19 protein-coding genes are annotated in these 20,498 nt (G+C 68.5%); 5 read left to right on the plus strand and 14 right to left on the minus strand.

Annotated features, from left to right (window positions below):
* The first annotated feature begins 13 nt into the window (after positions 1–13).
* On the plus strand, positions 14–1,330 hold the full coding sequence (gene aceA / locus FHR04_RS03550; RefSeq protein ID WP_139400867.1) for an isocitrate lyase: 1,317 nt from the start codon (positions 14–16) through the stop codon (positions 1,328–1,330).
* Positions 1,331–1,402: 72 nt separating this feature from the next.
* On the opposite strand, the gene FHR04_RS03555 is transcribed toward aceA, so the two are convergent.
* On the minus strand, positions 1,403–2,179 hold the full coding sequence (locus FHR04_RS03555) for a hypothetical protein (protein WP_139400869.1): 777 nt from the start codon (positions 2,177–2,179) through the stop codon (positions 1,403–1,405).
* A 90-nt stretch (positions 2,180–2,269) separates the two neighbouring features.
* Entirely contained in the window at positions 2,270–3,442 is a 1,173-nt protein-coding gene (argJ, locus tag FHR04_RS03560; RefSeq protein WP_139400871.1) for a bifunctional glutamate N-acetyltransferase/amino-acid acetyltransferase ArgJ, read from the minus strand.
* A 151-nt stretch (positions 3,443–3,593) separates the two neighbouring features.
* On the opposite strand from argJ, the gene FHR04_RS03565 reads away from it, so the two are divergent.
* Positions 3,594–5,060 carry an alpha/beta fold hydrolase gene (locus FHR04_RS03565; protein ID WP_139400873.1) on the plus strand — a complete coding sequence of 489 codons (1,467 nt, stop codon included), beginning with the start codon at positions 3,594–3,596 and terminating at the stop codon, positions 5,058–5,060.
* Positions 5,061–5,106: 46 nt separating this feature from the next.
* On the opposite strand, the gene FHR04_RS03570 is transcribed toward FHR04_RS03565, so the two are convergent.
* The 12 genes from FHR04_RS03570 to FHR04_RS03625 form a co-directional block, all read right to left on the minus strand.
* The gene (locus tag FHR04_RS03570; protein WP_039685370.1) at positions 5,107–5,925 is read right to left on the minus strand and encodes a hypothetical protein; all 819 of its coding nucleotides are present in this window, start codon (positions 5,923–5,925) and stop codon (positions 5,107–5,109) included.
* A 59-nt stretch (positions 5,926–5,984) separates the two neighbouring features.
* Positions 5,985–6,536, minus strand: a complete 552-nt coding sequence (locus tag FHR04_RS03575) for a mismatch-specific DNA-glycosylase (RefSeq protein ID WP_139400875.1) — start codon at positions 6,534–6,536, stop codon at positions 5,985–5,987.
* A complete protein-coding gene (locus FHR04_RS03580) occupies positions 6,536–7,132 on the minus strand; it encodes a sulfite oxidase-like oxidoreductase (RefSeq protein ID WP_139400877.1) in 597 nt (198 codons plus the stop codon). Before FHR04_RS03580 ends, FHR04_RS03575 begins: the two co-directional genes overlap by 1 nt.
* Positions 7,133–7,397: 265 nt before the next feature.
* A complete protein-coding gene (locus FHR04_RS03585) occupies positions 7,398–8,453 on the minus strand; it encodes a DUF475 domain-containing protein (protein WP_081995184.1) in 1,056 nt (351 codons plus the stop codon).
* 125 nt (positions 8,454–8,578) lie between these two features.
* Entirely contained in the window at positions 8,579–9,154 is a 576-nt protein-coding gene (locus FHR04_RS03590; RefSeq protein ID WP_039685365.1) for a TerD family protein, read from the minus strand.
* Between the two features lie 91 nt (positions 9,155–9,245).
* On the minus strand, positions 9,246–9,827 hold the full coding sequence (locus tag FHR04_RS03595; RefSeq protein WP_039685363.1) for a TerD family protein: 582 nt from the start codon (positions 9,825–9,827) through the stop codon (positions 9,246–9,248).
* A 129-nt stretch (positions 9,828–9,956) separates the two neighbouring features.
* Positions 9,957–11,216, minus strand: coding sequence for a VWA domain-containing protein (locus tag FHR04_RS03600; RefSeq protein ID WP_139400879.1), 1,260 nt, complete (start codon positions 11,214–11,216; stop codon positions 9,957–9,959).
* Entirely contained in the window at positions 11,217–12,416 is a 1,200-nt protein-coding gene (locus FHR04_RS03605) for a TerD family protein (RefSeq protein ID WP_139400881.1), read from the minus strand.
* A gap of 111 nt (positions 12,417–12,527) precedes the next feature.
* Positions 12,528–13,103 carry a TerD family protein gene (locus tag FHR04_RS03610; RefSeq protein ID WP_039685357.1) on the minus strand — a complete coding sequence of 192 codons (576 nt, stop codon included), beginning with the start codon at positions 13,101–13,103 and terminating at the stop codon, positions 12,528–12,530.
* A 45-nt stretch (positions 13,104–13,148) separates the two neighbouring features.
* Positions 13,149–13,604, minus strand: a complete 456-nt coding sequence (locus tag FHR04_RS03615; protein ID WP_139400883.1) for a tellurite resistance TerB family protein — start codon at positions 13,602–13,604, stop codon at positions 13,149–13,151.
* 200 nt (positions 13,605–13,804) lie between these two features.
* Positions 13,805–14,746 (minus strand): HpcH/HpaI aldolase/citrate lyase family protein, encoded by a 942-nt coding sequence (locus tag FHR04_RS03620; RefSeq protein ID WP_139400885.1) that lies wholly within the window; start codon positions 14,744–14,746, stop codon positions 13,805–13,807.
* Positions 14,743–15,798 carry a cysteine protease StiP domain-containing protein gene (locus FHR04_RS03625; RefSeq protein WP_139400887.1) on the minus strand — a complete coding sequence of 352 codons (1,056 nt, stop codon included), beginning with the start codon at positions 15,796–15,798 and terminating at the stop codon, positions 14,743–14,745. Before FHR04_RS03625 ends, FHR04_RS03620 begins: the two co-directional genes overlap by 4 nt.
* Before the next feature lie 622 nt (positions 15,799–16,420).
* Between FHR04_RS03625 and pelF the strand changes: the two genes are divergently transcribed.
* The 3 genes from pelF to FHR04_RS03640 are packed head-to-tail and all read left to right on the plus strand — an operon-like array spanning position 16,421 to position 20,438.
* The gene (gene pelF, locus FHR04_RS03630; RefSeq protein ID WP_039685349.1) at positions 16,421–17,890 is read left to right on the plus strand and encodes a GT4 family glycosyltransferase PelF; all 1,470 of its coding nucleotides are present in this window, start codon (positions 16,421–16,423) and stop codon (positions 17,888–17,890) included.
* Complete coding sequence (locus FHR04_RS03635; RefSeq protein WP_249038955.1) at positions 17,887–19,401, plus strand: hypothetical protein; 1,515 nt, start codon at positions 17,887–17,889, stop codon at positions 19,399–19,401. The genes pelF and FHR04_RS03635 overlap by 4 nt, the downstream gene beginning before the upstream one ends.
* Entirely contained in the window at positions 19,401–20,438 is a 1,038-nt protein-coding gene (locus FHR04_RS03640) for an SDR family NAD(P)-dependent oxidoreductase (RefSeq protein ID WP_139400889.1), read from the plus strand. Before FHR04_RS03635 ends, FHR04_RS03640 begins: the two co-directional genes overlap by 1 nt.
* Positions 20,439–20,498 lie beyond the last annotated feature (60 nt).

A 20,498-nucleotide genomic window follows, 5' to 3' on the forward strand; every position in this document is an offset into this window, starting at 1 on the left:
CAGGAGACCCACCATGACCCAGACCCACAGCCCGCGCACGCCCGCCGAGATTCTGGAAAAGACCTGGCAGACCGAGGACCGCTGGAAGGGGATCAAGCGCAACTACGGGGCCGAGGAGGTCGTCAAGCTGCGCGGCAGCCTGCCCATCGAACACACGCTGGCCCGCCACGGCGCGAACAAGCTGTGGAAGCTGATGAAGACCGAGCCGTTCGTGAACGCGCTGGGCGCCCTGACCGGCAACCAGGCCATGCAGCAGGTCAAGGCGGGCCTCAAGGCCATCTACCTGAGCGGCTGGCAGGTGGCCGGGGACGCCAACAACGCCGGGCAGATGTACCCGGATCAGAGCCTGTACCCCGCGTCCAGCGTGCCGGATGTCGTCAAGCGCATCAACAACACCCTGCGCCGCGCCGACCAGATTCAGACCAGCGAGGGCCGGGACGACATCGACTACTTCGCGCCCATCGTCGCCGACGCCGAGGCCGGGTTTGGCGGCCCGCTGAACGCCTTTGAGCTGATGAAGGCCATGATCGAGGCCGGGGCGGCGGGGGTGCATTTCGAGGACCAGCTGGCCTCCGAGAAGAAGTGCGGTCACCTGGGCGGCAAGGTGCTGGTGCCCACCAGCCAGTTCATCCGCACGCTGAACGCCGCGCGGCTGGCCGCCGACGTGAGCGGCGTGCCCACCGTGCTGATCGCCCGCACCGACGCCGACGCCGCCAACCTGCTGACCAGCGACATCGACGACAACGACAAGCCCTTCTGCACCGGCGAGCGCACCCCCGAAGGCTTCTACTTCGTCAAGCCAGGGATTGAACAGGCCATCTCCCGCGCCCTGGCCTACGCCCCCTACGCCGACGTGATCTGGTGCGAGACCTCGGTCCCGAATCTGGAGGACGCCCGCCGCTTCGCCGAGGCCATCCATGCCGAATTTCCCGGCAAGCTGCTGGCGTACAACTGCTCGCCCAGCTTCAACTGGAAGAAGAATCTGGACGACGAGACGATTGCCAAATTTCAGGTGGAGCTGGGCAAGTTGGGCTACAAGTTCCAGTTCATCACGCTGGCCGGCTTCCACAGCCTGAACCACGCCATGTTCGAGCTGGCGCACGGCTACGCCCGCAACCAGATGGTCAGCTTCGTGGAGTTGCAGGAAAAGGAATTCGCGGCCCAGGAACGCGGCTTCACAGCGGTCAAGCACCAGCGCGAGGTGGGCACCGGTTACTTCGACGCCGTGTCCAACGCCGCTGCCGGGGGAGTGAGCAGCACCAACGCCCTGGCCGGCAGCACCGAGGCGCAGCAGTTCGGGCAGCGCGAACTGGCCGGCGCGCACGACTGAAGTTCAGCGGGTGATCGCCAGGGGAAGCCAGAGAGGGGCTTCCCTTTTCGGCGTGTCGTCAGGGCAGGGAATTCAGGACTCCGTTCTGGCCGCCCCCGCGCGCACGCGCCGCAGGCCCACCGTCAGCACGGCGGCGGCCAGTGGCCCCAGCCCCCGCACGCCTCCGCCGACCAGGCCCAGGGCCAGCGAGACCACGGCGGCCTGCCGGGCCCGCTGAACCTCGCCGGCCCGGACGGTGCGGGGGGCGCGGTCACACGGGCTGCCCACAGGTTCGGGGGCGGTGAAGGCGGGCGTCAGGGCCACGGCTCCCAGGCCCAGCAGGGCGGCGGGGGTCGTGCTCAGGCCCGACGCGTGGTCCCGCCACAGCCGGGGCATCAGCACGCCCAGCATGGGCTGCCACGAGCGGGCCTCAGGGGTGAGGAGCGGGGCCGCCGCGCTCAGCAGCGCCGCCGAACGGTTGCCGGTGGCCGAGGCCAGCGCCGATTGCACCAGCAATCCCAGGTGATCGGCCGGCGTGGCGGCCTGCCCGGTGGTTCCGGCGATCATTCGCAGGCCACTCAGCGCGGCAAAGGCCGCCAGCGGGTTGCCCGGCCCGCCCAAGAGGGCGGCGGCGGCGGCCACCGGCAGCGCGGTATTGGCCGTCTGGGGCGAGTCCGGGTCCAGTTCCCGCGCGATGGCCCAGGCGCTGAAGGCCGCGCCGCCCACGCCCAGCGCCTGCCCCCAGTTGCCGCGCACCACGCGGCCCAGCAGCGTTGCCCCCACCGCCCCCGCCACCGCGATCCGGTTGGACGGAAACGAGAAATCCAGGGGCCGGGCCAGCGCGGGCTGTGGGGCAGGAGCTGTGTTCATGCTGGCAGGGTAGGCCAGTCCACTGGCGCAGAACCCGGTTCTGAAGATTGGCTCAAGCGGGGGTGGACCTGCTCCCGGCCACCCGCACGGTTACGTCGTGTAATCCGCGTTGATGCTCACGTATTCGGCGCTCAGATCACAGCCCCAGGCCTCGCCGGACGCGCCGCCCACCCCCAGATCAATCTCGAAAACGACTTCCTCGGCCCGCATGCTCTGGCTGACCGCCGCGTCGTCGTAGGGCAGCGGCTTGCCGGCAAACACCGGGTGGCCCTGCACGGCCACGGTCATGCCCTCGATGTTCACGGCCGCGCCGCTGCGGCCCACCGCCATGATCACGCGGCCCCAGTTGGGGTCAAAGCCGTGGACGGCGCTCTTGAGCAGCGGGCTGACGCAGCAGGTGCGGGCGGCGGTGAGCGCCTCGGCCTCAGTCAGGGCGCCGGAGACCTTTACGGTCAGCAGGCGGGTGGCTCCCTCGCCGTCGCGGGCGATCTGGCGGGCCAGATCTCGCATCACGCCCTCCAGCGCGGGCAGGAAGTCATGCAGGGCCACCTCGCCGGCCTGCCCGTTCGCCAGGACCATCGCCATGTCGTTGGTGCTGGTGTCGCCGTCCACCGTCACGGCGTTGAAGGTGCGGGCCACCACGGCGGAAAAGGCCGCACGCAGGCCGGGACCGTCCAGCGCGGCGTCGGTGAACACGAAAGCGAACATGGTGGCCATATCGGGGTGGATCATGCCGCTGCCCTTGGCGACGCCCACGATGCGCGCTCCGCCGGGCAGGTCGGCCGAGGCGGTTTTTGGCCGCAAGTCGGTGGTCATGATCGCGCCCGCGAAGGTGGCGGCGGCGTCTGTCAGGTCTTCGGGCAGGTGTTCGATGCCGCTCAGGACGCGGTCCATCGGCAGCGGGTGGCCGATGATGCCGGTGCTGGCGGTCAGCACGCCGTCCATGTTCACGTTCAGCACGCTGCCCAGCGCGTCGGCCAGATCGGCGTTGTCGCGCTCCCCCCGCCTGCCGGTGGCCGCGTTGGCGTTGCCAGCGTTCACCAGCAGCGCCCGCACCGGGCCGCCCGCCGCGTACAGTTCACGGTTGCGGCCCACGCAGGCGGCGGCGGTGGTGCTGCGCGTGCCCGCGAAGGCCCACACGCAGTCGGTCTCGGAAACCACGGTACTCAGGTCCGTTTTGCCGCTGGGCTTGATGCCGGCGGCCAGCGCGGCGGTCTGAAAGCCCTTGGGCAGCGGCAGGAGAGAGGAGGCAGGGGCGCTCATGGGTCCGAGTCTAGAGCGGCGCGCGCTGGGGGGCCAGCAGCGTCATAGGCAGCCGGGGGGGGGCGGCCTCACCCGGCGCATCAAGCCCCGGCCAAGGCTGGCCGTAAGCCCCCGCACCATCCGGCCCCAGGCCCCGGAGCAGCATGGGTCAATGCCCTTCGCCCGTCTGCTGCTTGTTTCCGCCCTGCTGGCCGCCTGCGCCCCCGCCCAACAGACCGCCAGACCGGCCTCCGCCCCGGTGACCACCCCCAGCGACGCGGTTCTGGCGGGGGTGCCGGCCGTGCGCGTGGTGAGGCCCAGTCTCGTGGTGCCCGGCACGCCGCCCGAGCTGAACGCGAGCATCACGGTCCGCTACGGCCCGGCCCGGCCGAAGACCGTGCTGCTGCTGATGCCGGGCTTTCTGGGCGGTGCGGGCAGCTTTGACCGGTTGGCACGGCAGATTGTGGCCCTGGGGCCGAACACGGCGGTCTGGGCAGTGGACCGCCGCAGCAACCTGCTGGAACCCCAGGCCCAGATCGCGGCGGCGGGTCCGGCAGAGCTGGCGCGGATCGTGCAGGACGGGCTGCCTCCGCGTTCCAAACAGAGCGTGTCGTACATGCGCGACTGGGGCCTGGACGTGACCCTGCGCGACTGGCGGGTGGCCGTGCAGGAGGCCCGCCGCCTGACGCCCGACGTGTTCATCGGCGGCCACTCGATGGGCGGCAGCCTGACCGGGCTGTACGCGGCCTACGATTTTGGTGGCCTGACGGGCGACGGTGAGGCTGAGGGCGGGGCCGGGCGCGAGGAACGCGGTGCGGACGACGTGCGCGGCCTGGTTATGCTGGACGGTGCGCCGGGCCTGCTGAGCAATCAGCCGCTCACGCCGCAGAATTACGCCGATGGCACCGAGGGCGTGCTGGGACCGCTGACCGGCCTGAAGAAACTGCCCGAGGACCCTTACGTGGACGCGGTGTACTTTGGCCCCAAACTGGCCAGCCGCGCCGCCGCCCAGGCCCGACTGGCCGCCACGCAGCCGAACGCCCTGGCCCCGGCAGACGGTCTGGTGGGCTATCCGGCCACCAATCTGGCGGCGGCGATGGTGCAATTGGAACAGCGTTACGCCCTGCTGCCGTTCCTGACCCTGAAGACCGGGCGGGCCACCAACGCCGTGGAGGGCAACAACCTGATCGCCGCTGTCCTGGGCGGCAAGAACAGCTACTGGGTGGCCGGCCAGAAGGACCGCAGCAAGCCCGTTGGCTGGCAGGCGAACCCGTCGGCGCCCACGGACCCGCAGGACTTCGTGAAACGTTTCTGGACCCCACTCAGCGACTTCAGCGAGTGGTACTTTCCCAACCGGCTGACGCTGGATCTGGCTGCTGTGCGCCAGGGCACGCGGGGCACTCCCTTCGAGCAGGAACTGCGCGTGTGGCACGAGGTCCGGCTGCCCGCGCTGGGCGTCGTGGCGGCCGAGGGCGTGTCCAGTGCCGACGAGTACCGCGACTACGCCGCCCTGACCAAAGCGGACATGACGGTCAGGACCCTGCCGGGGGCCGCCCACCTGGACATCACCGCCGCCCGCAGCGATCAGGTGGCGCGCTGGATTCTGGACTGGATGGCGGGCGTGAAGGCCAGGCAATAACGGCTGCTCCGCGCCTGTTGTTGGGGTGTCTGCAGCGGGATCTGGGTTATTCCGGCCCGGACCCGTCCAGATACTTCTTTTCCAGGTAGCGCCCGTGTGCCTTCAGCGCGCGGCTTTTCTGGGCCTCGCGGTCCCGGACGACGGCGGCCATGCGCCCCTCGATCAGGCCCAGCTGCCGCTGCAGTTCAGCCTGATTGGCGGGGGTGGGCGGCACCGTGCGGTACGTTTCCAGCAACTCGGGCAGGTCCTCGCGGGCGGCCTGCCGCACGTCGAAGCTGTCGCGGTCCAGCACGGCGTCGTCCTGTGAGGCGCGCAGGGCGTCGCGGGTGGCGATCACGGCGGCGTGAAAGGCCACCCGGCTGGCCGGGGGCAGCGCCCGCTCGTGCGTCCGCAGGGTGCCCAGCAGCCGGGTTTCATCGGCCTGGACGCTGGCGGGTAGGGCCGCTTGCGAGGCGGCTGGCGTTACCTCCTCGTCCGGAGCGTTCAGCAGGCGGGTGGCGCGAACCGCCGTGCGGACCAGCCCCAGCAGACCCAGCAGCAGCGTGAGGCCCAGCAGCCAGCCGGCCGCGTCGATGCCCAGCGCAAACAGCACGCCGAAGATCAGCAGCAGCGGGAAAATCACCACCGCTCCCAGCACGCTTTGCAGCGTCAGCTTGCCCCAGCCTGTGCCGCGCCGCGCCAGTCGGGCGGCCTGACGGCGCAGACCCTCCGGCCCATCCGGCGTCAGCCACGGATCATGGCCCAGATCGCGCACGCCGCGCAGACCGCTGTGCCCCGGCCCCCGCTGGGGAGGCTGGATCAGGGAACGCACCACGCGCGAGCCGGTGCGGGCCACAGTCAGAAGGGTGGTGACACGGGGCGCCATATCATCCCAGCATACGGCGCGTGCCTGAGGAAAGTTCCCGCGCGCCTGCCTCCCAGCGTTCAGCGTTCGCTCAGCTTCTCCCGCACCTCCGCCACCCGCGCCCCCAGCGCCTGCCACGGCCCCAGCTGAAAATAGTTGTGGCCCAGCGGGCTGGTGCTGGGCAGCACCCAGACCTCCGCGCCTTCCAGCGCCGTATCCTGTGGGCCGTAGGGCAGCCGGCCGGTGGGGAGGCCCAGCGTCTCGGCCGCGCCGCGCTTGCTGGTAAAGGCCACGATCTGCGGGCGGTACGTCCTGAGCTTGGCGCGCAGTTCGTCCGGTTGCCACGCCTCGCCGGGCAGGGCCGCGTCCACGCCGCTGTGCCGCTTGGCCACGTCGGTCAGGCCGATGCCGTAGTCCAGCACCTGCGGGTACTCCTGCGGCGACAGCTGCCGGGGCGTCAGGCCCGCCTCATGCAGCGTGCGCCAGAACTTGTTGACCGGGTTGGCGTAGTACGCCCGCGCAGCCGCGCTGATGCGGCTGGGTGCGGTGCCCACCAGCACCAGGGCCAGGCCGGGCCGCAGCACGTCCGGAACGAGGTGGCCCTCTGCCGTGGGCGTCTGGTCTGCCCCCATCAGTCGTCGTCGTAGCGCTGTTCTGCCCAGGGATCGCCGCGCATGTGGTAGCCGTTCTTTTCCCAGAAACCGGGTTGGTCGGCGGCCATGAATTCCAGCCCGGTCAGCCATTTGGCACTCTTCCAGAAGTACAGGTGCGGCACCACCAGCCGCAGCGGGCCGCCGTGCTCGGCCGTCAGCGGCTCGCCGTTAAAGGTGTGCGCCAGCAGGTTCTCCGGGCGCGTGAAGTCGGCCAGCGACAGGTTGGTGGTATAGCCGCCGACGCTGTGCTGCATGACGTAGGTGGCCGCCGGATCCAGCTGAATGTGCTCCATCAGATCGGTGACGCGCACGCCCGTCCATTCGGTGTCCAGCTTGCTCCAGTGGGTCACGCAGTGGATGTCGTAGGTCAGCGTGGCCTGCGGCAGCGCCAGCAGGTCAGCCCAGGTAAAGGTCTTCTCGCCGGCCAGACCCGTGATCCGCACCACCACCTCGGCCGCGTCGTAGTGCTGCGCGGGGCCGTAGGTCAGCACCGGGAAGCGGGCGGTCAGGCTCTGGCCGGGCGGCACGCGCCCGCCCATGTCGTCCGCCGGTTTCTTGAAGAATTTGCCAAGCATGGGGGTATTTAAGCGTGTTCGCCGCCCCGCCGACATGGGCCGCCCTACGTTTTGGGCTTCAGGAAGACCCAATAATACGGACTCCGATTGAATCGTTTGCAAAAACGATGGAAATCCGAGCAAAGCGAGCAGGAGAAAAGCGGGTTCCAGGCGTGGAGTTTGCGAATCGGCGCTGTTCCGATTTCTACACGAAACAAACGGAATCCGTATAAAAAGCGGTGGAGGAAGCCCGTTCGCCTCCTCCACCGCGTGCTGCGATCTGCGCTCAGTTGGGCTGCGACTTGCCCTCGGCCAGTTCGCGTTTGTTGGCCCTCACGCTGGACCAGATGGACGCCCCGATGAACGCCACGCCGATCAATCCGGTGACCAGTTCGGGAATGTGCACGTTGCGGTTGGTGCTGGCCAGCATGATGATTGCCAGCGCCAGGATGCCGTAGTGCGCGCCGTGTTCCAGGTAGCGGTACTGCGCCAGCGTGCCCTGGTGCACCAGATACAGCGTCAGCGAGCGCACGAACACCGCGCCGATCGCCAGCCCCGCCGAGATGATCACGATTTCCTTGGTCACGGCGAAGGCCCCGATCACGCCGTCCAGCGAGAACGAGGCGTCCAGCACTTCCAGGTACAGGAAGGCGGTCAGGCCCGCCGCCCCGGCCTTGGCCGCCATGTCGTTGGGATCGAACAACCCGCCGATGGCGTTCATGCCCAGGTAGACCAGCAGGCCCACCAGGCCCGCCGACACCGCCGCGAGCTGTTCGGCGGGGGCCACCATGAAGTGCGTGATGACCAGCAGCACCACGCCCGCGATCAGCGCCTGGATGGTGTCCAGCTTGCCCAGCCCGGCCAGACGGCGCTCGAAGCCCGCCAGCCAGTGCTCGTCCTTCTCGGGATCCATCAGGTAGTTCAGGGCCACCATCAGCAGGAAGGTGCCGCCGAAGGCGCTGATCACGACCTCGGCCTGCTCCAGATACTCGCCGTAGCGGGTGGAATCGTTCAGGGCCAGATTGGCCACCTCGCCGAAGCCCAGGCCCGCCGTGATGGCGACGATGGCAATCGGAAAGACCAGCCGCATGCCCACGACGGCGATCAGGATGCCCCAGATCAGAAAGCGGCGCTGCCACTTCTCGGTCATGTTCTTGAGAACCGAGGCGTTGACCACCGCGTTGTCGAAGCTGAGGGACACTTCCATGACGCCCAGCACCACGGCAATCACCAGGAAATTCAGCGCCACAGCGACGCCGCCGGTGTTGAAGCCGTACCAGAAGGTCAGAATCAGGGCAATGATCGAGACTCCGAAGGCGAAGCCAAACTCTCTTTGAATCACTAATGTTCTCCTTGCCGGCTGCCCGCTCTGTGGTGGGCAGGCCAACGGTCCCAGTATGCGGCGTTCCTGTCACCAGACAGGCACCCGGCCTCTGTGGAACGGGTGCCTGCTTTGGGAGGCTCAGTTTAAACGTTGACGCCGTAGTTGCGGGCCAACGGCCCCAGGCCGCCGGTGTAGCCCTGGCCCACCGCGCGGAACTTCCACTCGCCCGCGTGGCGGTAGATCTCGCCGAAGATCACGGCGGTCTCGGTGCTGAAGTCCTCGCCCAGATCGAAGCGGGTCAGTTCCTGGCCGTTGTCCTCGTTGACCACCCGGATAAACGCGCCGCCCACCTGCCCGAAGTTCTGACGGCGGGCGTCGGCCTCGTCGATGGTCACGCTGACGGCGATCTTCTGGATCTCGGCGGGCACCTGGGTCAGGTTGATCTTGATGGCCTCGTCGTCGCCGTCGCCCTCACCGGTGCGGTTGTCGCCGGTGTGCTCCACGCTGCCGTCCTGGCTGCGCAGCTGGTTGTAGAAGATGAAGTCGTGATCGCCGCGCACCTTGCCGCCGTCGTTCAGCAGGAAGGCGCAGGCGTCCAGGTCAAAGGCCTGGCCGTCGGTGGGGCGCGGATCCCAGCCCAGGCCCACGATGATGCGTTGCAGGTTGGCGTCCTGCTTGCTCAGGGAGATGTTGCCGCCTTTTTTCAGTGAAAGTGCCATGTCGTTCCGTCCTTTTTCGGGTTCTCGACCAGCCGTGGTCGTGGCGGTCTGAGGGGGAATACGGGGGTTGGGGTGCCGGGGTTCCCGAACCCTACAGGTAGGCCTGGATGTCCGGCAGGTTGTCCTGGTAGGTGCGTCCACGCGACGGGGCGCCGATGGCCGTCATCGTCCAGTCGTTCCCCTGACGCTTGAGGCTCGCCAGGATCATGGCGCTGTGCTGGCCGCCCGCCGACAGGTCATAGCGGGCGATTTCCGCCTCGCCCTGGGTGTTGACCAGGCGGCAATACGCGTTCTCGATCTGGCCGAAGTCCTGCCCGGTGAAGTTGTTGACTGTGAAGACCAGCGTGCTGACGTTGGCGGGCAGGCGCGTCAGGTCTACCGTGATGGTCTCGTCGTCGCCGTCGCCCGCGCCGGTGCGGTTGTCGCCGCTGTGCCGTATCGAGCCGTCCTTGCTCTGCAACTGGCGGAACCAGACCACGTCCACCAACCCGCCCGAGGCGTCGAACATCAGCGCGTTGGCGTCCAGATCCACCTCGGCCTGACCGCCGCCGAAGCCGAAGAAGCCCTTCTTCTTCACGGCGTCCCAGCCCAGACCCATGCGTACCGTGCTGAGGCTGGGGCCGGCCTCCTTGGCGAGGCTGATCTGCTGTCCTTTCTTGAGGGAGATGGGCATGTGTTGCTCCTTGGATGTGAGGGGGGGGGTAGGGATGGTCTAACCGTCTGAAGGTCTAAAAGTCTAACGGCCAAGAACTCTGGCGTCCGTCCCTTGATTTTGCGGTTAGACGGTTTGACCGTTGGACGGTTAGACGCGGAGTATTCCCGCCGCTTTCGCGTCTCTCTGCCAGCTGTCCAGCTCGCCCAGCAGCAGTTCGAACAGCTTGGCGTCCTCGATACGAATGGGGGCGGGCACGCGGAAGAAGTCGGCGTTGTCCACGACGCGGCCCGGCAGGTCGTCCAGTTTTTCCAGGAAATCGAAGTTGACCCGGCCCTCCTCGATGCCCATGAACTTCCAGAAGATCGGCTCGTGGGCGGCGTCGGTCATCTGGCGGATCACGGTGGCCGGATTGCTGGTGCCGCCGTCGGTGATGAACAGCACCAGACACGGCAGATCGTGGCCCTCTTTCGCCGCGTCCTCGCGCACCAGTTTCATGACCGGGCTGTAGTGGGTGCCGCCCTCCAGCCTGACCTTCAGGCGATCCACGAACCCGGTCACGTTGTCCAGCGACAGCGTGCCGCTGCGGTGCGCCCCGATGCCGAACAGGTAGACCTCCACCTCGCCGTCGTCGTCCAGGCGGGCGGCCAGCGCCAGGGCACGCTCGGCCAGTGCCTGCACCGCGCCGCTGCGGTACTCGCGCGCCATGCTGCCGCTGATGTCCAGCACCAGTTTCACACGGTAGCGGGCCTCGGCCAGTCCACGTTTCTCCAGACTGACCGTAGCCGTCTTGATCAGGCTGACCAGCTGCGGCTGCTCGCGCTCGGCCTTTTCCAGCAGCACGCGCTGGCGCTCCTTACGCAGGTTGACGGCGGGCGCGGCGGGTGGTGGGGGCGGGGCGGCCCCCGCGTCCTCCACCTCGCCGCCGAAGTGCCGCACCAGCGCGTCCAGGCCGCCGCCAAAGCCCTGCGCCACCGTCGCCAGCCGCCAGCCGTCCGCGTGGCGGTACAGCCGCACCAGCATCACGGCTTTCTCGGCCTTCAGGTGGGGTTTGACGTCGAACGTCGCGTCCCCGACGCTGACCGACAGCGCTCCGGCCTGCGCGATGGCGGCCGTGTCGTGCGTGGCAGTGAAGTAGATCTCGGTGATGGCGGCGGGCAGCGCGGCCAGATTTACGTCGAACGCCGTGTCCACGCCCTGCTGGCTCAGTTCTAGCGCCCCTTCCGGGCTGTGTGGCTGGTTGAAGAAGACCATATAGCGGTCATCGGTCAGCTTGCCCTCCTGCAAGCCGAAGGCGGCGATGTCTGCGCCGTCCAGCGTGCAGCGCACGTTCACGTGAAAGGTCTGCCCCACGCCCAGCACGCTCAGCGGCACACGCTGGCCCGCCTGAAGCGTTGTCGGCCCGGCCACCTATTTGCTCCCCGCCGTCCAGCGGAAGCCGAAGCCGAAGTGCTGATCGGCCTCCTGGTGATCCTTGAAGTACCGCTCTTCCTTGGTGATCTTGACCTCGCCGCCCACGTTCTCGATGCTGGCGATGGCGCAGAACGTGCGGCGCATATCGGGGTTGCTGAGCTGCACCGTGATCTCGTTGCCGCGCGGGTCTTTCAGGGTCAGGCGGCCATTGACCCGTGAGAAGTCGGAGGTGCCCTGGTAGATGAAGGCGAAGATCACGACGGTATGGATCAGGTCGGGGCGGAAGATGATCAGGTTCTCGCCGTCGCTGGACGAACCGCTGCGGTCGTCCTTGTCCAGCAGGATGAACGGCTCGAAACGGTCGCTGCCAAACGAATTGCCCAGCGCCTGAATCACACCCTTCTGGCCGTCCTGCATCACGAACATGCAGCCCAGATCCAGGTCGGCCCCGGCCCGCAGGAAGCCGCCGCCCTTGTCCCAGTTCAGGTTGACGCGGATCGGGTCTTTCTGGCCGTCTTTCCGCAGGGAAATCTTGGCGCTCTGCCCCTGCTTGTCCAGCGTGATCTTGCCCAGGTTGACCGTGGGCGCGGGCGGCGTGGGTGTGGCGGCGGGCGTGGGCGCGGGACGCGGCGCGGCGGGAGGTGCAGGGGGTGGCGGGGGAGGCCGTCCGGCAGGGGTGTCGGCCACCGTACCGCCGAAGTGCTTCACCAGGGCTTCCAGGCCGCCGTTAAATCCCTGGCCCACCGCCCCCACGCGCCACACGTCCTTGAAATACAGATCCAGCAGCATGATCGCCTTCTGCTGCTGAAAATCGCGCCCGGTCACGCGGTAATTCATCAGCGGACTGCCCCCACTGCTCAGCGTGACCTCAGCGTGGTCGATGGCATTGAAGGCGCCGCTGTCCACCGTGGAGGCCAGGCTCAGGCGGCGCACGTTGGCGGGCAGGCTCGACAGGTCCACCTGAAAGACCTTCTCGTTGCGGTTGCCGCTGCGCATGTCCAGCGCCCCTTCCGGGCTGCGCGGCTGGTTAAAGAAGATCATGTAACGGTCGTCGCTCAGCTGGCCCGCCGCGTCCAGCCCGAACAGAATCAGGTCGTATTCGGCGGCGGGGCCAGTGACCTGCACGGTCAGGGTCAGGTGGGTCTGCGGCGTCAGGGTACTCAGTTGGGCTTTCTGCCCGGTCTGAAAGGTCTGCATGGTGTCCTTTGCGGTGTGGAGAGGTCATGAAGTGGGTTGAAAAAGGGGAGGCCGGAAACCGCGTTCCCAACCTCCCCGAAGTTCTGAGCTGTGACGTGATTTAACGGTGGCTCAGACGTTGACGCCGAAGTTGCGGGCCAGTGGGGCCAGACCGCCCGCGTAGCCCTGACCCACCGCGCGGAACTTCCACTCGCCCGCGTTGCGGTAGATCTCGCCGAAGATCACGGCGGTCTCGGTGCTGTAGTCCTCCGAGAGGTCGTAGCGCGCGATCTCAGAGCCGTTGTCCTTGTTGATCACGCGGATAAAGGCGCCGCCCACCTGGCCGAAGCTCTGCCCACGGGTGTCGGCCTCGTCGATGGTCACGGCAATCGCCACCTTGTCGATGTCGGCAGGCACCTTGTTCAGGTCGATGTCGATGGTCTCGTCGTCGCCCTCGCCCGCGCCGGTGCGGTTGTCGCCGTTGTGCACGACGCTGCCGTCGCTGGACGTCTTGTTGTTGTAGAAAATGAAGTCGCCGTCGGCGCGCACCTTGCCGTCGGCCTTGAGGGTAAACGCACTCGCGTCCAGGTCGAATTCCTTGCCGTCGGTGGCGCGGGGATCCCAGCCCAGACCGACAGTGATGGCGCTGAGACCGGGGGCCTCCTTGCTCAGGGAAACGTTGCCGCCTTTTTTCAGTGATACTGCCATGGGGTGCCTCCTAGAAGGGGAATGAGTCTTGGGGGAAAAACTGTTTCAGACGTTGAATTCGGAAGGGTCGAGTCGCAGGGCCTGGGCAATCTCGCGCACCACGCCCATTTCCTTCTCGTCGAAGTCGCCGTCCGCGTTGGCGATGACCACCGCGAGCTGCACCACCGCGCGGGCCTGATCCGGCTTGCCCGCCACCTTGCCGATGGCCTGCATCAGCTCGATCTTGCCGAAGTCGAAATCGGCGGTGATCTTGTCGCAGTAGCGGTCATACTTCTCGCGCAGATCCGAGACGTTAAAGGCCTTGAGTTTGTCGCTGGTGGTGATGAACTGCGCCGTGCGGCTGCGCTCGATCTGGTCGATCTTGCCGTCCGCTGCGCCGATCAACGCGCAGGCGGCCATGGTGGCGTCCGCAAAGGCGCCGTTGTTGAAGCGGCTCCAGGTATCCTGCGCTTCCTTGCCTGCCTGCGCGCCCATTGCCTTGAGCCGATCTAAGAAGCCCATACCGTGTTCCTCCTGAATGTGGAGCTTGGAGAGGCGAAAACGTTGAGGCCAGACCTGAGTCCAGAAAAGTGCTGACCTTACCCTTGAAGGTATCAGGCCTGGGATGCAGACTCCTTAAAACTGCTCTCATAAAACCCGAGTGCCGTGGGCCGGACTGGAGAAGGTTCCTGCGTGCTGGACAGCCTGGGTCGGTACGGTGGTCAGAAATGCAGGGCCTCGTGGCGCTGCGGCTCCAGTACCCCGTATAGCCCGGCGCGGCAGAGGATGTCGCTGGCCCAGCGGGTGTGGGTGGCCGGCTCACACATGCGCCCGTTCATCTGGAACACGGCGGGAGCATCCGGCGCGAGGATGGCCTGCGCCTCCAGCAGATCAGCCTCGGCCACGCGGTAGGCCTCCAGCACGGTCGGCAGTTGCGCCGGGTGGATGATGGTCTTGCCGCACAGGCCGTACTCCAGATCCTGTTCCAGTTCGCGGGCCAGCGTGGACAGGTCGCCGAAGACCTCGTACACCGGGCTGGATAGAGCGAAACCGTGCGGTTTGAACACGCCGAGCAGCATGCCGATCACCCGTTCCAGCGGCCCCTCGTACAGGGTGCGGCCCGGTTTGCGGCGCACGCCCAGCGCGTGCATCAGGTCATTGCCGCCAATCCTGAGCGCGGCCACGCGCGGGCCGTGGCCGCCTTCCAGAATCAGGTCGCGCAGCCGGGTCATGTGCGCCTCGCTCAGGGCCTCGGGAGTTTCCAGGGTCAGCAGCAGCGGCAGGCGGGGGCAGGCCGAGCTGTCCAGCACCTGCAGGTACGCGCCCAGATTGCCCGCGTGAATCTTGGGCAGCACGAAGGCGCTGATGCCGCGCAAGTCCAGCGTCAACACCTGCGCCAGCACCGCCGGGTTGCGCACGCGGATCAGGCGCAGCGGCCCCACCCCCGGCGGGGGCAGCAGCGGCAGCACACGCGCCAGATTCTCCAGCGCCAGCGGCAGGTCGGCCTCCAGCACGGCGTCCTCGGTGCAGTAGATCAGGCTGGTCAGCGCCTCGTAGCGTCCCGTCCCCAGCGCCAGCAGGTCGGGCCGGGTGGCGGGCGTGTACAGGCTGGCCCCCAGCTGCCAGGGATTGAGAGTCACGGCGGGCGAAAGCAGCGTGGTCATGCGTCCTCTCCAGTGCGGGGGCCGGGGGCGATCAGGGCGGCCGCCAGATACGGCAGCTCGGGGTGGAGGGTCACTGGAATGGCCGCCGCCTGCGCCAGCGCGTGCAGGTGGCGCGTGTCGGGATGGCCAGCGTCACGCAGCAGCAGCCCAGCCGGTTGACGGCGCAGGAACACGCGGGTGGCCTCGCCCACGCCGGGCTTGACCAGATGTGGGTCGTGAACGCCCAGGCTGGAGGCCAGCGCCAGCACCGCGTCGTAGGGCCGCACGGGGCGGGGGCCGGAATCAAGTGGGGAGGCTGTGCCCGGATCGAGGGCGTCCAGCGCGGCCAGATACTCCCCGGTCACGTCGTCGGCACGCAGATGGTCTTCCGTCCGGACGCCGTGCAATTGCCCGTCTGGGATATCGGCGTCCACAAAGGTGCGGCTGAGCAGCCCGCTGACGGTGGCGTTCAGGGCGGCGTGCGGCAGCAGCAGGTCGTCGTGGGTGGCAGCGAAATCGGCCACGCCTGCCGGGTCGCTCAGCACCGCCAGCAGCGGCGGCACACCAGCGGGCAGACTGGCAGACAGCGTCCCGGCAATGCTGCCCTTGCCCGTCCAGCCGTCCACGAAGACCAGGGTGGCCCCCGGATGCGCCTGCATGATCCGGCGCAGCGCCTCCCGGTCGATGCCGCTGCCCCGGATGATGCTCAGGGTGTGGTGGGGCAGTGGTCTACCGCGTCGCCGCGCAAAGCGGGTCATGGCGCAGCCCACCGGCGTGCCCGCGCGGGCCAGCGACACCAGCACCGGGCGCGGCACTGCGGTCAACAGGTGCGTGGTCAGGGCGGCGATCAGCCCGGCGACGCGCGGGCCGTTGCGCCGCAGGGCGTCCTGGTAAGCCGCCTGTTGCACCGCGCTGGGGCGGGTTTCGGGGGTCAGCAGGCCGCCGTAGGACACGCCCTGCCGTAGCAGCTTCTCCTTCTCGGTCACGCCCACCAGCCGGGGGGTGGCCGCGCGCAGCTGCACGGTCACGTCGGCGGGGTCAAAGGTATGGCGCAGGGTCTGGAGCTGGGTCATGCCTGGGTCTGTTTCATGGGCAGCGGGCAACCTCGGAAGGGGTGGGGTCAGCGGTGCGGGCGGGCTCTCCCCGGCCCTAAGAGAGGAGCGAGGTCCGAATATGTTACGCGAGTCGTCGGGTCTCCAACCTGACCCTGTGACTGAATTCCGTCCCGCCGTGTGGCGGAGGGGGAACTCGGCGGAGGAGCCGGCCTCCCGTTGCCTGCGCCCCCGGTTTGAATCTGCTGCGGCCTCGGTCATGCCTATGGTGAGGTTCGCCAGTCTCGCTCAGGTCAGCCGCGCGGCCTGCAGCCATCCGATTCTGAAAAATTATGGCAAAGGTCCTTTCAGCCCGTTCTGTCTGACCAGCCAACTGGGCTACGATCATTTCTGCCTCATTCGCGGCTCATGCTGACCGACTTAAGCGATTTTTTAACGCGACTGAACCAATATTGACCGGCGTAGCGCAGCTTTCCGCCCTGCCCCCAGATGGGGGTTCCCCTGAAGATCAGGGCCGAATTTTTCACGGTGTGGGTTAGAGTATGTATGTTTTTCCTCTGTTGACTCCCTGTGCCTTGCGCTTTACACGTCCTTTCTTACGTTGTCATCTGGCTTTTCTCATGTGTTTTCTGGAGACCGTTGTATGACCTTTTCCATCCACACCGGGGCGCCGAGCATCGCGCTGTACACCGAGGGCACCTACCCGCAGGCCCACGGCGGCGTCAGCGTGTGGGTGGACCAACTGGTGCGGGGGTTGGGCGATCACCGGTTCGAGGTGCAGGCCATCTCCGGCCTTCCGTTCACGCACGCGGCGGTCCCGATGCCGGACAACGTGAGCTTCACGCAGGTGCCGCTGTGGGGGACGCCGCCTCCCGCGCCGTTTCGGGTGGACGCCGCCCGCCGCCGTGACGCCGAGGAAGCCTATCTGGCGGTGCTGGACGGCCTGTGTACCCTGGATCTGGAGCTGTTCGGGGCGGGCCTGCAGCTGTTCAGCAGTCTGGGCCAGCACGGCGGGTTCACGGCGCTGCTGGACACGCCACGGCTGGCCCGGCTGACGCTGGACACCTGGGCCGGGCACGCGACCCGGCAGGCAGGCAGTCGTCGGCGTGACGATGCCCGCCTGCCGCAGCCGACCGTGGCCGACGCCCTGGACGTTCTGGGGTGGCTGGAGCACGCGCTGCGCCCGCTGGGGCACGCAGCCCCGCACGCGCAGGTGGGGCACGCCGTCAGCAACGGTTTCGCGGGCCTGCTGGCGCTGCATGGCCTGTGGACCCACGGCACCCCCTTCGTGCTGACCGAGCACGGCGTGTACCTGCGCGAACGCTACATGGAGTTTCGCCGCAGCGCCTACAGTCCCGGCTTCAAAGGCCTGCTGCTGCGCTTCTACCGCCTGCTGTGCAGTCTGGTCTACCGCGAGGCCACGCTGGTGCTGCCGGGCTCGCACTACAACCGCCGCTGGGAAGAGCGCCTGGGCGCGCATCCGGACAAGATCCAGTGCGTGTACAACGGCATTGACCCCGACATCTTCCCGCCGGCCGAGCAGGAGCCTGAAGGCAGCGTGGTGAGCTGGGTGGGGCGCATCGATCCCTTGAAGGACATCGAGACGCTGATCCGCGCCTTCGATCTGGTGCGCCGCCGCAACGCGGGCGCGCAGCTGCGGCTGTTCGGCGGCACCCCGGCGGGCAACGAGGACTACCTGTTCCGGTGCCAGAGCCTGACCCGGCAGCTGAACCTGACCGGGAACGTGACCTTCGAGGGCCGCATCGACGACATCACCGATGCCTACCGCGCCGGGCAGGTGGTGGCCCTGACCAGCGTCAGCGAGGGCTTTCCATACACCGTGATCGAGGCGATGGCGATGGGCCGCCCCCCGGTGGCCACCCGCGTGGGCGGCGTGCCCGAGGCGGTGGGCGACGCCGGGCTGATCGTGCGCCCGCGCGACGTGCTGGGCGTGGCCAGCGCCCTGACCCGGCTGCTGGACGACGCGCCGCTGCGCGCCCGCCTGGGCCGCGCCGCCCGCGAGCGGGTCATGGAGCTGTTCACTCTCGACGGCTGCCTGGACGCCTACCGCCGGGCCTACCCGCTGGTGATCGCCGGGGAGGCCCTGTCGTGACCGGGTCGCGCAGCGGCGACGTGGTCCGTGGCGGCCTGCTCGGGCCAGCCGGGAAGGACCGGGCGACGGCGCCGGGTGGTCCGGTGGACCAGACGCCGGTTGCAGTGTCCGGGCCGCTGGGCGTGTTCCGGGAGCTGGCGGCGCAGCGTGGGGCCTCAGAGCATGGCGCGTCCCGGCGCCCCTCGTCCACTTCCCTGCACACGGGGACGCGGGTCAGCACGACCAGCACCCGGCTGCATCTGCCCGGCGAACTGCCGGAGCGGCTGCGTGAGGTGGACCTGAAGCTGGCCGCCGACCGCTCGAACGCCGTGGACGCCGAGGAACTGGCCGCCTACCTGGAAGCCGACGGGCTGGGCGACGAGGTGCTGCGGGACCGCTACGGCGCAGACGGCCTGTTCGACGCCGCCGAGATGCTGTACCGGCAGAAGGGCACCGGGGGCGCGCTGGACCGCTTGCCGACACCCACCACCCCGGCCTTTCCCTGGCAGATGCTGCTGCGTGGGCCGATGTACCTGCTGCCGGGGCTGGCCGGCCTGCTGATCGCCGGGGCACTGGGCGCGGAGGCCAAGGCGGCCTTCGTGCTGGCCGCCGCTTTCGGCTGGGGCTGGACCATGACGGTGGCGGGCGTGCGTTACGCCGAACCGTTCGCGGTGCCGGGGCGTGCGCTGCGGGGCACGCTGCTGGTCAGCGCGGGCGCCGGCCTGCTGGGCGGGGCCGTGGTCGCGGCGGCCCTGGGCGGCGACGTGCCCACCGGCGCGCGGGTGGGCGGCGCCGTGGCCCTGTCCAGCGGCGCGGCGGGCGTGCTGCTGTCGCTGGGGCGGCTCGGGCAGTTCGCGGGGGCCTTTGCCAGTCCGCTGCTGGCCGCCGGAGTCGTCCTGGCGCTGCCATCGCGCCCGGCGGCGCTGTTCGGGCTGGCGCTGCTGGCCGCCGTGCCCACCCTCACGGCCCTGAACGTGACCCGCCCGCGCGGCAGCCTGCCGGCGGGGCTCACCACCCTGCGCCCGCATCTGCCGCACGCCGCGTACGGCTGGGCCATGGCCGCCGCTTTCGTGGCCCTGAGCGTGCGGACCGGCACCTGGCCGCTGCTGCCGGTGATCCTGGGCGCGGGCCTGCTGGAAGCCGGGGTGTGGCACGTCCAGGAACGCTTGCAGGTGGCGGCCCGGACCCTGCGGACCCTGCCGGACCTGCGCCGGGTGGGGCTGCCCACCGTGCTGCTGGGGGCTGCCGGCTACGGCGTGGCACTGGGAGCAGCGCTGGTGGTTCTGGCGCTGCTGCCCCTGCCCATCCACCTGCAGACCACACTGCTGACCGTCACGCTGTACAGCGCCGGACTGCTGCTCAGCTCCTGGCTGGCCAACCAGCGCCGACTGGCCTTCCTGACAGCCGTCTGGGTGCTGGGCGCCGCCGCCCTGGCGCTGGGCCTGCCGCCCCCCCTGTTCGCCCTGCTCACACTGCTCGCCCTGCTGTTTCCCACCCTCCATACCCTCTCTGACCCCAGGAGTTACCGCTGATGACCCAGACCACCCTGCCCGGCCCCCAGTCCCCCACCTCTGCCCAGCGCCCGCTGGTGGCCGTGACCGGCGCGGACGGCTTTATCGGCTCGCACCTGACCGAGGAACTGGTCCGCGCGGGCTACCGCGTGCGGGCCATGGCGATCTACAACTCGCAGGGGTCCTACGGCTGGCTGGACACCGTGCCTGCCGAGACGATGCAGCACGTGGAGGTCCAACTGGGCGACGTGCGCGACGCCGGCAGCGTGCGGGCGCTGATGCGGGACGCCCGGACGGTGTACCACCTGGCCGCCCTGATCGCCATTCCGTATTCCTACGTCGCGCCGCGCTCCTACGTGGAGACCAACATCACCGGCACCCTGAACGTGCTGGAGGCCGCCCGCGATCTGGGCACCGGCCGCGTCGTTCACACCTCGACCTCCGAGGTCTACGGCACCGCCCGCACCGCGCCCATTCACGAAAGCCACCCCTTGCAGGGCCAATCGCCGTACTCGGCCACCAAGATCGGGGCCGACAAGCTGGCCGAGAGCTACCACCTGAGCTTCGGGCTGCCGGTGGTGACCCTGCGGCCCTTCAACACCTACGGCCCGCGCCAGAGCGCCCGCGCGGTGATTCCCACCATCATCTCTCAGGTGGCGGCGGGCCGGCGCGAGATCCGGCTGGGCGACCTGCGGCCCACCCGCGACTTCAATTACGTCGCCGACACCGCCCGAGCCTTCCGCGCCGTGGGTGAGGCGGGCGACGAGGTGCTGGGCCGCACGCTGAACGCCGGATCGGGCCGCGAGATCACCGTGGGCGACACCGTAAAACTGATCGGTCAGGTGATGGGCGCACAGCTGAACGTGACCCAGGAGGACCTGCGCCTGCGCCCCGAGGGCAGCGAGGTGATGCGCCTGCTCGCCGACCACACCGAGCTGAGCCGCCTGACCGGCTGGCAGCCTGAATTCACGCTGGAAGAGGGGCTGAAGCGCACCGCCGAGTGGTTCACCGATCCCGTTAACCTGGCCCGGTACCGCGTCGATCAGTACACCGTCTGAGAGAAAAGTCTAAGAGAGAACTGAGCGTTAATTAACGGTCTGAAACCTCTCTGAAACGCA

Source organism: Deinococcus radiopugnans ATCC 19172 (assembly GCF_006335125.1).
Lineage (GTDB): Bacteria > Deinococcota > Deinococci > Deinococcales > Deinococcaceae > Deinococcus > Deinococcus radiopugnans.